This window comes from Rhodanobacter sp. FW101-FHT13A11, from assembly GCF_058790335.1.
The window spans coordinates 364016-378439 of sequence record NZ_JBYTCN010000002.1 but is presented as its reverse complement, the minus strand read 5'-3'; the positions used below and the strand labels follow the sequence as shown (position 1 = coordinate 378439).

Here is a 14424-nt window from a genome sequence, read left to right as displayed (position 1 = left end):
CTCACTTCTGATCAGAGATAATGGACAAGCTCGATTGCGCCGACCTGCTCAGCCTCGAAACCTACGCGCAGCAGCGCGACGAATTCCGCGCCCGCGCAATGGTGCACAAGCAGCAGCGCACGGTGCACCTCGGCGAGCATCTCACGCTGGTCTTCGAGGACCGCCTGAGCGTGCAGTACCAGGTGCAGGAGATGCTGCGCATCGAGCGCATCTTCGAGGCTGCCGGCATCCAGGACGAACTCGACGCCTACAACCCGCTGGTCCCCGACGGCAGCAACCTCAAGGCCACCATGCTCATCGAATACGCCGACGCCGGGCAGCGCAAGCGCGAGCTGGTACGCCTGCGCCACATCGAGCATGCGATCGCGCTGACCGTGCACGGCCACGCCCCGGTCACCGCCATCGCCGACGAGGACATGGCGCGCAGCAACGAGGAGAAGACCGCCGCCGTGCACTTCCTGCGCTTCGAACTCACTCCCGCGATGATCACGGACTGGCGCGCCGGCGCGGCGGTCACGCTGGCCTCGACGCTGCCGGCGATGCCGGTCGACGTGGCGCTGACGCCCGGCCAGCGCCACAGCCTGGCGGCGGACTTCGCCTGAGCGCGCGCCGGCTCCTGCTCGCGGCCGCCCTGCTGCTGGCGCTGTGGGGCGGCGTTTCGTGGTGGCATCGGCGACCGCTGCATCCGCCGCCCGGCGTGCTGGCACCCGACACCCCCGCGCAGGTCGATATCGACGACGGCGCCAAGCTGCAGCGCGGCGACGTCACGCTCACCACCCGCGCGCACTTCGACATCACCGCCCGCGTGCTGTCGCGCAAGGACTATTCCCGGGGTGCGGACGCCGGGCTGATCCCGCTCGATCTCGCGCTCGGCTGGGGCCGCATGTCCGACAGCGCAGTGCTGGCGGGCATCGACATCACGCAGTCCGACCGCTTCTACCATTGGCATGTCAAGGCATTCCCGATCCCGCGCCGCGAGATCGAAACCTCCAGCGCCAATATGCACATGATTCCCGCCGACGATGACGTGAAGCGCGAACTCGAACAGGTACGCCAGGGCCAGCTGGTGCACCTCGAAGGGTTCCTGGTCGACGCCAGCCGCGCCGACGGCTGGCACTGGAACACCTCGCTGACCCGCGACGACACCGGCGCCGGCGCCTGCGAGCTGGTCTACGTGGAGCGTGTCGACATTTCCGCGCCGTGACGGCATGGCACAGCCGGACGCCTCAGCAACGCAACAGGCTATACAGCGGCACGTCGCCCTGCCAGCGGGCGCGCCCCTGCAACGCCGGCAGCTCGATCACCACGCTGGCGCCAAGCAGCTCGGCGCCCAGCTTGCCGACCAGGGCCGCGGCCGCGACCAGCGTGCCGCCGGTGGCCAGCACGTCGTCGACCAGCAATACGCGCTCGCCCGGCCCGATCGCGCCGGCTTGCGCCTGCAGCCGGTCGCTGCCGTATTCCAGCTGGTAGTCCACCGTCACCACCGGCGGCGGCAGCTTGCCCGGCTTGCGCAGCGGCACAAAGCCCGCGTGCAGCACCTGCGCCAGCGCGACGCCGAAGATGAAGCCACGCGCCTCGATCCCGCACACCGCCTGCACGCCGGCGTCGTGCCATGGCTCGGCAAGCGCGGCGATGCAATCGGCGAAACCGCGCGCATCGGCCAGCAACGGGGTGATGTCGCGGAACAGCACGCCGGGCTTCGGAAAGTCCGGCACGGCACGGACCAGGTCGGCGAATGCATGCATCGTGTTCTCCACGGTGGTCGATCCCGGCGCGACGCCGGCACGCGCGCGCGGCACCAAAGCGGATACCGCGTGGCTCAGCCGGGCGCGGCGAGCGGATCGCCGGGGTCGTCGCCCAGCTCGCGCATCGCCTCGCGTGCCTCGGCCAGCTGCGCTTCGACCTCGCGCACGATGCCTTCGGCGACGCCCGCACCGGAGTCGGGCACCATCACCGCAAGGTAATCCAGCGCCGGCAACTGGCCCACCCCGCCGGTGAGGTACTCGCCAGCGATGAAGGCGGGAATCTGCGCATGTTCCAGCGCATCCTTCACCAGGTGCGCATCGAACAGGTTTTCGGCGCGGTAGACAGTATGCATGGGTCGCACGCTAGCCCCGCCGAACGTCGACGGCAAGCACCACGCCGATCCAGTAGCGGCGCGGCTGCCATCTGCTCTATCGTCGTGGCAGCGGTGCCGGTAGCGCCGCAGGGCAATACGGGGGATAACCAGCCTATGGGCAAGCGCGACGAAGGCTTGAAGTTCGTGAGCCTGGCGCATCGCCTGCGCACACTCGGGCTGGGGCTGGGCATGCTGCCAGTCGCGGCCGTGCTGTATCAGCAGCAAGCCCCGATCTGGCTGTGGTCGCTGCTGCTCGCCAATGGCCTTGCGTGGCCGCACCTGGCCTGGCTGCATGCCGTGCGCTCCACCCGGCCGGTGCAGCACGAACAGTTCAACCTGCTGGCCGACTCGGCCATGCTGGGCGGGTGGATCGCGGTGATGCGATTCAACCTGCTGCCTTGCGTGATGCTGACCTCGATGATGGCGATGGACCGCATCAGCGCCGGCGGCGGACGGGTGCTGCTGCGCGCGCTACTGCTGCAGATCGCGACCTGCGCGCTGGTCGCGTGGTTGAACGGCTTCGCCTGGCGGCCAACCAGCGACATGTTCGATATCGTCGCCTGCATCCCGATGATGGCGATCTATCCGCTATGGTTGAGTACGGTGAACTTCAAGTTCGGCCGCCGCATCCGCCAGCAGAACCGCCTGCTGGAACAGCTCAACCGCACCGACACGCTCACCGGCCTCGCCAACCGCGCGCACTGGCTGGATACGGCCGCACACGAGATGCACCGCTACCTGCGCAACCAGCACCCGGCCACGCTGATCCTGCTCGACATCGACGGATTCAAGCAGGTCAACGACCATCATGGCCACGCCGCCGGCGACGCCTTGTTGCAGGAGATTGCCGAGGTGCTGCGCGAGAGCCTGCGCAGCGTGGACACGCCCGGCCGCCTCGGCGGCGACGAATTCGGCGTGGTGCTGCCGGAAACCGGCCTCGAACGCGCCCGCGAGATCGCCGAACGGATCCGCCAGCGAGTCGAGCGGATCGGCCGCGGCGATGACTCGTCCGTGCAACCGTACACGCTCAGCCTCGGCGTGGAGGAAATCGGGCCGCGGCACGCCAACCTGGAAGCCTGGATCAAGCAGGCCGACATCACGCTGTACCAGGCCAAGGCGCAGGGCCGCAATCGGGTCTGCGCCAATGTGGCGGAAGCCGTGCCAAGCTGACGCCCGCCTTCGATCGCCGGCGGGAACAAGCTAAACTTCGCGGATTCTTTCGCCCTTTCCGCGAGTCGATTCCGATGTCGAGCCCGTCCAGCCCCGCCGAGTCCGCCGCCGCCGCGCCGGCCGACGGTCCGCGTGACTTCATCCGCCAGATCGTGCGCGACGACCTCGCCGCGGGCCGGCACGCCGCCATCCACACCCGCTTCCCGCCGGAGCCGAACGGCTACCTGCACATCGGCCACGCCAAGGCGATCTGCCTGAGCTTCGGCATCGCGAAGGAGTTCGGCGGCTGGTGCAACCTGCGCCTGGACGACACCAACCCGGGCAGGGAAGACCCCGAGTTCGTCCAGGGCATCAAGGACGACGTGCACTGGCTGGGCTACGACTGGCACGAACTGCGCCACGCCTCGGATTACTTCGAGGTGTTCTACCGCAGCGCCTGCAAGCTGATCGAGGACGGCCTGGCCTATGTCGACGACCTCAGCGCCGAGGAGATGCGCCAGTACCGCGGCACGCTGACCGAGCCGGGCCGCCACTCGCCCTGGCGCGGGCGTCCGGCCGCGGAGAGCCTCGACCTGTTCCGCCGCATGCGCGCCGGCGAGTTCGCCGACGGCAGCAAGACGCTGCGCGCGAAGATCGACATGGCCTCCGGCAACATCAACCTGCGCGACCCGGCGCTGTACCGCATCCGCAAGGTCGCCCACCAGAACACCGGCGATGCCTGGCCGATCTACCCGATGTACGACTTCGCGCACGCGCTGTCCGATGCGATGGAGGGCATCACCCACTCGCTGTGCACGCTGGAGTTCGAGGACCACCGCCCGCTGTACGACTGGTGCGTGGACAAGGTGGACCTGCCGAACCATCCGGAACTGTGGCAGTCGGTGGTCGCCGCGGGCCTGGAGGCGAAGCCGGCCAAGCCGCGCCAGATCGAGTTCTCGCGGCTCAACCTCAGCTACTGCATCACCAGCAAGCGCAAGCTGGCGCAGCTGGTGAACGAGCATCACGTGGACGGCTGGGACGACCCGCGCATGAACACGCTGCGCGGCCTGCGCCGGCGCGGCTTCACTCCGGCCGGGCTGCGCCTGCTGATCGAGCGCGTGGGCGTCTCCAAGCAGAACAGCGTGATCGACTACACCGTACTGGAGAACTGCATCCGCGAGGATCTGGACGCCACCGCGGCGCGCCGGATGGCCGTGCTCGACCCGCTGAAGCTGGTGATCACCAACCTGCCGGAAGGCCACGAGGAAACCCTGAGCTTCCCGAACCATCCGAAGGACGAGAGTTTCGGCACGCGCGAGGTGCCGTTCGCCCGCGAGGTATGGATCGAGCGCGAGGATTTCGCCGAGATGCCGCCGAAGGGCTTCCACCGGCTGAAGCCCGAGGGCGAAGTGCGCCTGCGTGGCGTCGGCATCGTCAAGTGCGAACAGGTCGTCAAGGACGCTGCCGGCAACGTGGTCGAGTTGCACTGCACGCTCGATCCGGAAACCCGCCACGGCCTGCCCGGCGCCGACCGCAAGGTGAAGGGCACCGTCCACTGGGTCAGCGCGAAGCATGCGGTGGCCACCGAGGTGCGCCTGTACGATCGCCTGTTCAGCGTGCCCGCGCCGGACAGCGAAGAGGATGGCAAGAGCTGGCTCGATCACGTCAACCCCGAGGCCAAACGCGTGGTGCGGGCATGGCTGGAACCGGCCGCCGCCCGCGTCGAGCCGGAGCGGCGCTTCCAGTTCGAGCGGCTCGGCTACTTCGTGGCCGACCGCGTCGACCACCGCGCCGACGCCCCGGTGTTCAACCGCACGGTGACCTTGCGCGACGTGTGGGCCAAGCCGGCCGGCCAGTAAGCGGGCCGGCCCACTGACGGAGCCAAGGCATGCTGCCGCTGCAAATCCATCTCACCCTGCCGCCGTGGATCGGCGACGTCGCCGACACCAACCGGCGTTACCAGAGCGACGAGGAGCGCGTGGGCCTGGCGATCGAGCTGTCGCGGCACAACGTGGAGCGCGGCGGCGGCGGCCCGTTCGGCGCCGCCGTGTTCAACAGCCACAGCGGCCGGCTGGTCGCCGTCGGCGTCAACCGCGTACTGCCGCAGAGCTGTTCGGTCGCGCATGCCGAGATGATGGTGATCATGATCGCGCAGCAGCGTTTGAGCCGGCACCGGCTGAACGAGGACGGCGGCCATTACGTGCTGGCCACCAGCTCGCAGCCGTGCTGCCAGTGCTACGGCGCCACCGTGTGGGCCGGCATCGACGAGCTGCTGATCGGCGCGCGCTCCGAGGATGTCGAGGAACTCACCGAGTTCGACGAGGGTCCGTTGCCGGCCGACTGGATCGGCGAGCTGGCCCGCCGCAACATCGCCGTGCGCCGCGACATCCTGCGCGCCCGCGCCCGCGAGGTACTGGCCACCTATGGCGCCACCGGCGTGCCGTATTGAACCGCTGGCGCGCCGCGCTGCCGCTGATCCTGCTGGTGCTGGCCGGCATCGTGCTGTTCGCCTCCGGCTCGCTGGACCGGCTGGGGCCGCAGCAACTGGTGGCGCACCAGGCCGAGCTGCACGCGCAGATCGCCGACCACCCCTGGCTGAGCCGCCTGGCCTACACCGGCCTGCTGACGCTGACCGTGGCCACCGGCATCCCGGGCACCATCGTGGTGATCCTGGCCGGCGGCTTCGCCTTCGGCGTGGTCGACGCCACCGTGTACTCGTCGATCGGCCTGACCCTGGGCTCGCTGATCCTGTTCCTGGCCAGCCGTTACGCGTTCGGCGCCGGCAGCCGCCAGCCGCCGGCGATCGTGGCGAAACTGCACCACGGCTTCGAACGCCACCCGGTGAGCTATACCCTGTTCCTGCGCTTCGTGCCGGTGGCGCCGTTCGGCCTGGTCACCGTCTGCCTGGCCTGGCTGCGCTGCCCGCTGTGGCTGTTCCTCGGCGCCAGCTGGCTGGGCGGTACCGTTTCGCTGATTTTCGAAACCTCGATCGGCGCTGGCCTCGGCGACGCCATGAGCCATGCCAGCAGCTTCGGCCTGGACCTGTTCATGCACCGCGAGGTACTGCTGCCGCTGGGGGCGATCGCTCTGCTCGCGCTGCTGCCGCTGTTGATCGAGCGCGTCACCCGGCGCCGCCGGCGGGGAACCCGGCGCATCGACTGAATGCCCGGCCGCCTCGGGGTGGCCGGTACACCATGCACACCCGGGGCACCACGGCTTTCCTGCGGACGCTGGAAATTCCGCGCGATCGGCAACCGATCCGGGCCGCAGTGTGATCCGAAGCGCTCCCGCCGGACCTCGCCAAGCCGCCTTGCTGGGCAAGTCCGAAAGATCGTGCGCAATGGGCTGGGATGCCGCCAAATACCGGTGGATCGGCAAATTGACATTGCCGGGGGAACATCCCATATTCCTGACGGGCATGGCGTTAGCCCGTGATGCAGCACACGGACAAGCTTGTCGGTCACCCAGCACAATACCGGCAACCCTAGGGGGGAATATGCCAGCTTCGATCCACACCGGTCGACGGTTCACGCCACCGCCGCGCACGTACTTGCGCCAGGCTCAACCCGTCGCGCGTGCACGCGGCTTCACCCTGATCGAGCTGATGATCACGGTAGCGGTCATCGCCATCCTCGCCGCCATCGCCGTGCCCAGCTACTTCAACTACACCCTGCGCTCCAACCGCTCGGCGGCGGAGAGCGTGATGCAGGAAATCGCCAGCGCGCAGGAGCGCTACATGGTCGATTCCCGGCAGTTCGCCGGCAGCCTGAGCACGCTCGGCTATACCGTGCCGAACACGGTAGCGTCCAGCTACAGCGTTGCGATGGTGGCCACCGCAGCCTCCGTTTCAGGCGGCACGCCGCCGCGCTACACCATCACCGCCACACCGAAGGGCACCCAGGTTCGCGACACGGGCTGCGCCACGCTCACCCTCAACGGCGACGGCAGCAAGGTAGCGAGCACCGGCGCCACGAACTGCTGGAAATGATCCATGCGCACATCGCGTAGCCACGGCTTCACGCTGGTTGAGATGCTGGTCACCCTGGCCATCTTTGCCGTGCTGCTGATGATCGCCATCCCCTCGATGCGGCCGTTCCTGCAATCGCAAAGCGTCAAGAACGCCTCGATGGATATCGTCTCCACGGTGGCGCTGGCGCGCAGCGAGGCGATCAAGCGCAACGCCCAGGTCGATGTGAAGGCCACCAACGCGGCCGACTGGAGCCAGGGCTGGGTGGTCAGCCAGAACACCCCCGCCGCGACCATTCGCAAGCAGTCGGCCCTCGGCAACATCGTCATCACGCCGTCCGATCCAAGCTTCAGCTTCGACGGCAACGGCCGGATGACCACCACGGGAGCCACGTTCGCGATCGCGCCGATCAACAAGACCGGCTCGCAGCCGCTTTGCCTCAGCGTCACCGTGGGCGCCACCGGCCGCGTCGAGTCCACCAAGGTCACCTGCCCATGAAAAACCAGACCGGCATGATGTTGATCGAAGCGCTGGTGTCGCTGGTCATCGCGGCCATCGCCCTGCTCGGCACCGTCACCCTGATGGCGAAATCCACGCGCAGCGAGATGGAGTCGTACCAGCGGGTGCAGGCACTGACCCTGGTGCAGGACATGGTTTCGCGTATCAACGCCAACCGGCAGGTCGCCTCGTGCTATTCGGTGGGCGCCAGCATAACCAACCCCACCGGCCCCACCGGCCCCACCGGTTACAGCACGACCAGCGCCCCGACTCCCTGCACCTCGGGTTCGGCCATACAGAACACCACCGTCGCTTCCGACCTCGCCGCCTGGCAAAACGCCCTGCTAGGTTCCCGCGAGACCTCCGGCGGCAACAAGGTCGGCGCCATGATCGGCGCGGTCGGCTGCATCACCCAGATCGACCCAACCAATCAGGTCTACCAGGTCAGCGTTGCCTGGCAGGGCCTGACGCCCACGGCCACGCCAAAGTTGCTGTGCGGGAGTGGAACGCTCGGCAACAACAACCTGCGGCGCGTGATCAGCGTCCAAATCCAGATCGCCAACCTCACGACGACATGATGACTCCTCGCGCCCACGGCCAGCCCATGTCGCATGCCCGCCAGCAGGCGGGCATGTCCCTGATCGAGCTGATGGTCGCCGTCGCCATCGGTCTGGCGCTGCTGGCCGGCCTCAGCTCGCTGTACGTCTCCACCAGCAAGGCGCGCACGGAATTCAACAAGACCTCCGAGCAGGTCGAGAACGGCCGCTTCGCCCTGCAGTCGATCAGGCGCGACATCGAGATGGCCGGTTTCTACGGGCGCGCCAGCTTGCCGCTTGCCACCTCCAGCTACGCCCTGTCGGACCCCTGCGCCACGGCGCCCGCCTCGATGGGTTTCAGCACCAGCCCACTCACCGTTCCGCTCCCGGTCTACGGGCCATCGCTGGCCGCCACCGTCCCCGCATGCCTGGCTACCAAGCTTCCCAACATGCGGACGGGCGCGGAAGTCCTCACCGTCAGCTACGTCTCCGGCAGCGCCACCCCGGCTGACGGCAACAATTACTACCTGCAGCGTTCCGGCTGCGAGACCGACAGCGTACCGCTGGTCTACAGCAACAGCCCCAGCGCCTTCACGCTGCACAACAAGGCGGCCGTCGCCGGCGGCACCTGCAGCACCAGCACCTCCGCCGAGCTGCGCAAATACGTCATGCGCAGCTACTACGTGGCCACCTGCGATGTGTGCAGCGGCACCGGCGCCGACACCACGCCGACGCTGAAGATGGCCGAATTCGTGAACGGCGCCATCCAGGTCTCCTCGCTGGTCACCGGCATCGAAGACGTGCACTACAGCTACGGCATCGACGTCGACAACAACGGCTCGCCGGACTGCTACGTCGACAATCCGTCCGACACCAGCGCCGCACCGGCTGCCTGCGCCACCGCGGTGGCGGCCGCCGCTTACGCATGGACCGCGTCAGCCACCGCCAACTGGGCCAACGTCACCGCCGTACGCGTCAACCTGCTCTCGCGCAATCTCGACAGCACCGCCAGCTGGACCGACACCCGCACCTACGACCTGGGTCGCGCCGCGCCGATCCCCGCATATGGCGACCACTACAAGCGGCACGTCTACGGCACCGTGGCACGCGTCTGGAACACCGGCGGCGTGAGGGAGAACCAATGATGAAGACCTCTCCGTCCCGCACCTCGCAGCGCGGCTTCACCCTGGTGATGACGCTGATCTTCCTGGTCATCTTCATGCTCTTCGCCATTTCCATGGTCAGCTCGAGCATGATCAACACCCGGGTCGCCGCCAACCAGCAGTACCGGCTGGAAGCCGGCACCGTGGCACAGCAAGGCATCGAGCAGGTGATGAGCCAGCCGTTCATCCGGGTGCCGATCACCACCACCACTCCCGTGCCGGTCGACGTCAACGGCGACGGCATCACGGACTTCACCGCCCAGGTCGCGCCTCCCGCCTGCCTCGACAGCAAGGTGATCCCCAACGCGACCCTGCCGGTGGGCGACGTCTGCAAGGTGCCGAACAACCCCAACGGCAACCTGATCCTGCCCGGCCCGTCCTCCTCGGTATCCCCGCCCCCGGCAGCTCCCTCGATGTGCTCGGCGACCCAATGGGACATCCAGTCCACCGTCACCGACCCGAACAACACCGCCGTCGCGGTGACCGTGCACCAGGGTGCCGCTGTACAGGTGCCGATCGGCACGCCCTGCCCCTATTAACCTCGCATCCGTCCCCGCGGAGTAGCCGCCATGTCACACCCACGCACCATCCTGAATCGCCGGCTGCGCATCCTCGTCCTGATGGCCGCCGCGCTGGCGCTGCCGGGCATCGCCAGCGGCGAGGACATCGACCTGTATACCGGCAAGCCGATCAATGGCGGCCAGCCGAATGTGATTGTCCTGCTGGACAGCTCGAGCGCCTGGAACGGCGCCGCCAACTTCACCTGCCCGGCCCCCTATACAAGCGTGGTTTCTTCCATCAATGCCGGCAAGGATGCCGGCTTTGAGCAGTGCGCCCTCTATAGCGCTGTCACCACCTTGGGCACCAGCCCGCAGCTGGCTGGCAATATCAACTTGGGATTCATGCGGTGGGATCAAAACAGCAATGGCGGCTACTTCAAGTTTCCACAGCCACAGCCAGCCCTCCTCCCGTTGATCGGTGACGCTCCCGGCTCCACCACCACGACTGGTTCGACGAACCTCAGCAACCTGCAGACCGTCATTCAGGGCCTCAGCCGACAGAGCAACCCTGGCGATGGGTCGAACAGCCCGAACACCGGTGGCGGCATGCAGGAAGTATGGGCGTACTACGCGCGAAGGACGGGTCTGTCGGGCACCAACTACACATCATTGGCCAAGCTCAACGCCTGCCAGAAGAACTTCGTGATCTACATCGCGAACGCCATGGTCAATGGCGATCCCAATCAAAGTCAAAATATCTGGGGCCCCGCGCTCGTGGCAGCCGGCGCGACGACTGCACAACAACAGACCGTCGTCATTCCCCCGCCCAACGCCAAGTACCAGGGCAAGGGCGGCGGCCCCGAGTGGGCCCGCTTCATGTACCAGACTGATCTTTCCGGTGGGACCAACAGCGGCTCCCCGCAGAACATCATTACGTACACGATCGCGGTGACCGACGGTAAGAATCCCGACTATGTCAGCTATGTCCAGAGCATGGCCAGCAACGGCGGCGGCAAATCGTTCGTGATCAACATCAACGATCCGAATGCACTGAACAACCTGGTCAAGGATCTGGTGGGCATCTTCAACGAGGTGCAGGCGACCAACAGTGTGTTTGCCTCGGTGAGCCTGCCGGTCAGCGTGAACGCCCAGGGCACCTCGCTGAACCAGGTATACGTCGGCATGTTCCGCCCGGACGCCAACGCCGCCCCGCGCTGGGCGGGCAACCTCAAGCAGTACCAGATCGGCTACGACACCAGCGGCAACGTGGTGCTGAACGACTCGCTGGGCCAACCGGCGATCAGCAACGCCGGCACCGGCTTCATTTCGCCCACCGCGCTCAGCTTCTGGACGGCGGACCACCAGGCCGGCACCCCGCGCGACGGCCCGTTTGCCATTGACCAAACCACCGGCAGTCTCCTCAGCACCCCCGTCACTGGCTGGCCGGCCAACGGCTTCTGGATCAACCACCCGACCGGCTCCGGCGGAGCATTCGACGCCCCCGACGGCGAGATCGTCGACAAGGGCGGCGTCGCCGAGATGGCGCGTGCGGATTACCTCACCGATCAGTCGACCCGCAATATCTTCACCTGCAACAGTGTGGGCGGCTGCCCCACCACCGGCACGCTGCCCACGTTCGATACCAGCAATACCGCACTGACGCCCACGGCATTCGCCCTGCCGACCGGGTCGACGTCGACCGATGCCAACAATCTGGTCAACTGGGTCCGCGGCACGGACAACAACAGCACCAGCACTACCGGCGCCGAGAGCCCGGCAGGACCCGGCAGCGGTGTGACCGTGCGCCCGTCCATCCACGGCGACGTGCTGCACTCGCGGCCCGCTGTAGTCAACTACGGCGGCTCCATCGGCATCGTGGCGTTCTACGGCTCCAACGACGGCCTCTTCCGTGCCGTCAACGGCAACAAGGATGCCACCGCCCCCGGCATCATCAAGATGGCCAGCGGACGCTACGTGCGTCCGGGCGGCGAGCTGTGGTCGTTCATCGCCCCGGACTTCTTCGGCAAGTTCCAGCGTCTACGCAACAACAGCCCCGCGCTTACGCTGGGCGCCACCACCGGCAGCGGCAAGGACTACTTCTTCGACGGCACCACCACGGTCTACCAGGATCTGCGCAGCGCCACCAACCCGAAGACTTACATCTACCTCACGGCGCGCCGTGGCGGCCGCCTGATCTACGCGTTCGACGTGAGCGACCCGACCAAGCCGCCGGTCTTCCTGTGGAGCAAGACCAATGCCAACATCCCCGAACTCGGCCAGACCTGGTCGCAGCCCAAGCTGGCCTTGGTCAATGGCCACAAGGACCTCAGCGGCAATCCCATCCCGGTGGTCATCATGGGCGGCGGCTACGACCCCGCCGAGGATACCGACCCGGTAGGTGCCGCCGACACCATGGGCCGCGCGATCGTGGTGCTGGATGCCATCAATGGCAGCACGGTGTGGACCTCCTGCCCGTCCGGCTGCACGGCCACGGTTCCGAAAATGACCTACGCGATCCCGTCCGACATCACCCTGCTCGACCGCAACGGCGATGGCTACACCGACCGCCTCTACACCGGCGACCTGGGCGGCAATATCTGGCGCGCCGACATCGATGACGCCTCCCCCGCCAACTGGAAGGTGACCCAGATCGCCAGCTTCGGCGGCACCGGCACCAGCGCCCGCAAGTTCTTCTATCCGCCCGATGTCACCCCGACCCCGACTTTCGACGCAGTGGTGGCCGCCAGCGGCGATCGCGAGCACCCGTTGCTGTCGAATGCGTCGTCCAACGTGGTCAATCGCTTCTACATGATGAAGGACACCAACACCGGCACCAGCGTGGCCAGTGGCTGGACCACGATCACCGAATCCATGCTCACCGACGAAACCGGTGCCGCGGCCGGAACGACGACGCCCTATTCCTCCACCAGCACCACGTCGGGCTTCTACGTCACCCTGACCCATGCCGGCGAGAAGGCGGTGAACGCGCCGTTGACCGTGGCGGGCTATACCTACTTCGGTACCAACACACCGGCTGATCCTACAAAGAGCCCCAACATGTGCTACCCGAACCTGGGCATTGCACGCGGCTACGCGATCAACTTCCTGACTGGCGCAGGCTTGAACAGCAACGGCTACATCGTCTTCGACGGCGGCGGCCTGCCGCCCTCGCCGGTTTTCGGCCTCGTCGCGGTCAATCCCGACACCCCCAATGTGTACACTCCGGTGCTCATCGGCGGTGGCAACCAGACCGGGGCGGGCGGTGGCAACAACACGTCGTCGCTGGGTTCTCAGAGAGTCACCCCGCCCAACACCGGCAAGCGCAAGCGTACCTACTGGTTCACCGAAGGCCAGAAATAGGCGGCGCGGCAGGCGCGGCAACCATGCCGCGCCTGCCTCATGACCGGCGGCGAAGCGGATCATCCGCGATGGGCATTGTACCTGCGCCCCGCATTTGCGCGGCCCAGTATTGAACGCCACCCGCTGCGTCGACCGAGGCCACGAATCGCGTCCGAAAAAAAAGAGCGCCCGTCGGGCGCCCTGAAAGCTGGTGGGTCGTCCGGGACTCGAACCCGGGACCAATAGATTAAAAGTCTACTGCTCTACCAGCTGAGCTAACGACCCATCATTGCAAAACTCAAGCGGACAATTTTACGGGCTGCACCGCAGCGGCACAAGCAAGCGCGCGGACATTCAAGCGTAACGCGTGGGGTCGGCCAGGCCCGCCTCGCGGAAGCCTTGCGCGCGCAGCCGGCAGGCGTCGCAATGGCCGCAGGCACGGCCGTCGTCGTCGGCCTGGTAGCAGCTCACCGTGGCCGAGAAATCCACGCCCAACCGCTGACCCTCGCGCGCGATGTCGGCCTTGCTCATGCGCATCAGCGGCGCGTGGATGCGGATGCCGGCGCCTTCCACGCCGGCCTTGGTGGCGACGTTGGCCAGTTTTTCGAATGCCTCGATGAAGGCGGGGCGGCAATCCGGGTAGCCCGAATAGTCGACCGCGTTGACCCCGCACCAGATGTCGCTGGAGCCGAGCACCTCGGCCCAGCCCAGCGCGATCGACAGCATGATGGTGTTGCGCGCCGGCACGTAGGTGACCGGGATGTCATTGCTGTCGGCAGTGTCCAGCGGCACGTCGATGTCGGCGGTCAGCGCGGAACCGCCGATGCTGCGCAGGTCGACGCCGACGGTCTTGTGCTCGACCGCGCCAAGCATTCTCGCCACGCGATCCGAGGCGGCCAGTTCCGAGTTGTGGCGCTGGCCGTAGGCCACGCTCAGCGCATGCACCTGATAGCCCTGCTCGCGGGCGATCGCGATGGTAACGGCCGAGTCCATGCCGCCGGAGACGAGCACGACGGCTTTTCGGGGAGAATTTTCAGACATGTTTTGCATCCACACAGGTGCGGCCGGTCACCGGCCGGAAAGCGCTTGCGGCGACACAGGCCACAGCGCGGATTCTGTTTTGAAGAGTGCAGCCATGGATGGCTGCTGTTTG

The 14424-nt window shown here is 67.0% G+C and carries 15 protein-coding genes and 1 tRNA gene; 12 read left to right on the top strand and 4 right to left on the bottom strand.

Annotation, left to right across the window (positions count from 1 at the left end; all coding sequences use genetic code 11):
* Positions 1–20 precede the first annotated feature (20 nt).
* Both AC3WRN_RS04195 and AC3WRN_RS04190 read left to right on the top strand, forming a co-directional pair.
* Positions 21–602, top strand: coding sequence for a DUF3501 family protein (locus AC3WRN_RS04195; protein WP_492622014.1), 582 nt, complete (start codon positions 21–23; stop codon positions 600–602).
* A 95-nt stretch (positions 603–697) separates the two neighbouring features.
* Positions 698–1204: a hypothetical protein gene (locus AC3WRN_RS04190; protein WP_492622013.1), complete on the top strand. Its 507-nt coding sequence runs from the start codon at positions 698–700 to the stop codon at positions 1202–1204.
* Positions 1205–1226: 22 nt separating this feature from the next.
* Here the strand turns inward: AC3WRN_RS04190 and AC3WRN_RS04185 are convergent, their stop codons facing one another.
* The gene (locus AC3WRN_RS04185) at positions 1227–1745 is read right to left on the bottom strand and encodes an adenine phosphoribosyltransferase (protein WP_492622012.1); all 519 of its coding nucleotides are present in this window, start codon (positions 1743–1745) and stop codon (positions 1227–1229) included.
* Between the two features lie 74 nt (positions 1746–1819).
* Positions 1820–2098, bottom strand: a complete 279-nt coding sequence (locus AC3WRN_RS04180) for a putative signal transducing protein (protein ID WP_492622011.1) — start codon at positions 2096–2098, stop codon at positions 1820–1822.
* 135 nt (positions 2099–2233) lie between these two features.
* Here AC3WRN_RS04180 and AC3WRN_RS04175 point away from each other — a divergent pair, with 135 nt between their 5' ends.
* The 10 genes from AC3WRN_RS04175 (at position 2234) to AC3WRN_RS04130 (ending at position 13292) form a co-directional block, all read left to right on the top strand.
* Complete coding sequence (locus tag AC3WRN_RS04175) at positions 2234–3289, top strand: diguanylate cyclase (protein ID WP_492622010.1); 1056 nt, start codon at positions 2234–2236, stop codon at positions 3287–3289.
* A gap of 74 nt (positions 3290–3363) precedes the next feature.
* Entirely contained in the window at positions 3364–5127 is a 1764-nt protein-coding gene (locus tag AC3WRN_RS04170; protein WP_492622009.1) for a glutamine--tRNA ligase/YqeY domain fusion protein, read from the top strand.
* 29 nt (positions 5128–5156) lie between these two features.
* Positions 5157–5717: a nucleoside deaminase gene (locus AC3WRN_RS04165; RefSeq protein WP_068094759.1), complete on the top strand. Its 561-nt coding sequence runs from the start codon at positions 5157–5159 to the stop codon at positions 5715–5717.
* Positions 5714–6430, top strand: a complete 717-nt coding sequence (locus AC3WRN_RS04160) for a TVP38/TMEM64 family protein (RefSeq protein WP_068094763.1) — start codon at positions 5714–5716, stop codon at positions 6428–6430. The genes AC3WRN_RS04165 and AC3WRN_RS04160 overlap by 4 nt, the downstream gene beginning before the upstream one ends.
* A gap of 334 nt (positions 6431–6764) precedes the next feature.
* The gene (locus tag AC3WRN_RS04155) at positions 6765–7256 is read left to right on the top strand and encodes a type IV pilin protein (protein WP_068095251.1); all 492 of its coding nucleotides are present in this window, start codon (positions 6765–6767) and stop codon (positions 7254–7256) included.
* 3 nt (positions 7257–7259) lie between these two features.
* Positions 7260–7733, top strand: a complete 474-nt coding sequence (locus tag AC3WRN_RS04150; protein ID WP_068095253.1) for a GspH/FimT family pseudopilin — start codon at positions 7260–7262, stop codon at positions 7731–7733.
* Complete coding sequence (pilV, locus tag AC3WRN_RS04145) at positions 7730–8311, top strand: type IV pilus modification protein PilV (RefSeq protein WP_492622008.1); 582 nt, start codon at positions 7730–7732, stop codon at positions 8309–8311. The genes AC3WRN_RS04150 and pilV overlap by 4 nt, the downstream gene beginning before the upstream one ends.
* The gene (locus tag AC3WRN_RS04140; RefSeq protein ID WP_255373814.1) at positions 8308–9414 is read left to right on the top strand and encodes a PilW family protein; all 1107 of its coding nucleotides are present in this window, start codon (positions 8308–8310) and stop codon (positions 9412–9414) included. Before pilV ends, AC3WRN_RS04140 begins: the two co-directional genes overlap by 4 nt.
* Entirely contained in the window at positions 9411–9971 is a 561-nt protein-coding gene (locus AC3WRN_RS04135) for a pilus assembly PilX family protein (protein WP_235604416.1), read from the top strand. Before AC3WRN_RS04140 ends, AC3WRN_RS04135 begins: the two co-directional genes overlap by 4 nt.
* A gap of 30 nt (positions 9972–10001) precedes the next feature.
* On the top strand, positions 10002–13292 hold the full coding sequence (locus AC3WRN_RS04130) for a pilus assembly protein (RefSeq protein WP_492622007.1): 3291 nt from the start codon (positions 10002–10004) through the stop codon (positions 13290–13292).
* Positions 13293–13480: 188 nt separating this feature from the next.
* Here AC3WRN_RS04130 and AC3WRN_RS04125 read toward each other — a convergent pair.
* A tRNA-Lys gene (locus AC3WRN_RS04125) sits at positions 13481–13556 on the bottom strand.
* A 69-nt stretch (positions 13557–13625) separates the two neighbouring features.
* A complete protein-coding gene (gene queC / locus AC3WRN_RS04120) occupies positions 13626–14312 on the bottom strand; it encodes a 7-cyano-7-deazaguanine synthase QueC (RefSeq protein WP_492622006.1) in 687 nt (228 codons plus the stop codon).
* Between the last annotated feature and the right edge of the window lie 112 nt (positions 14313–14424).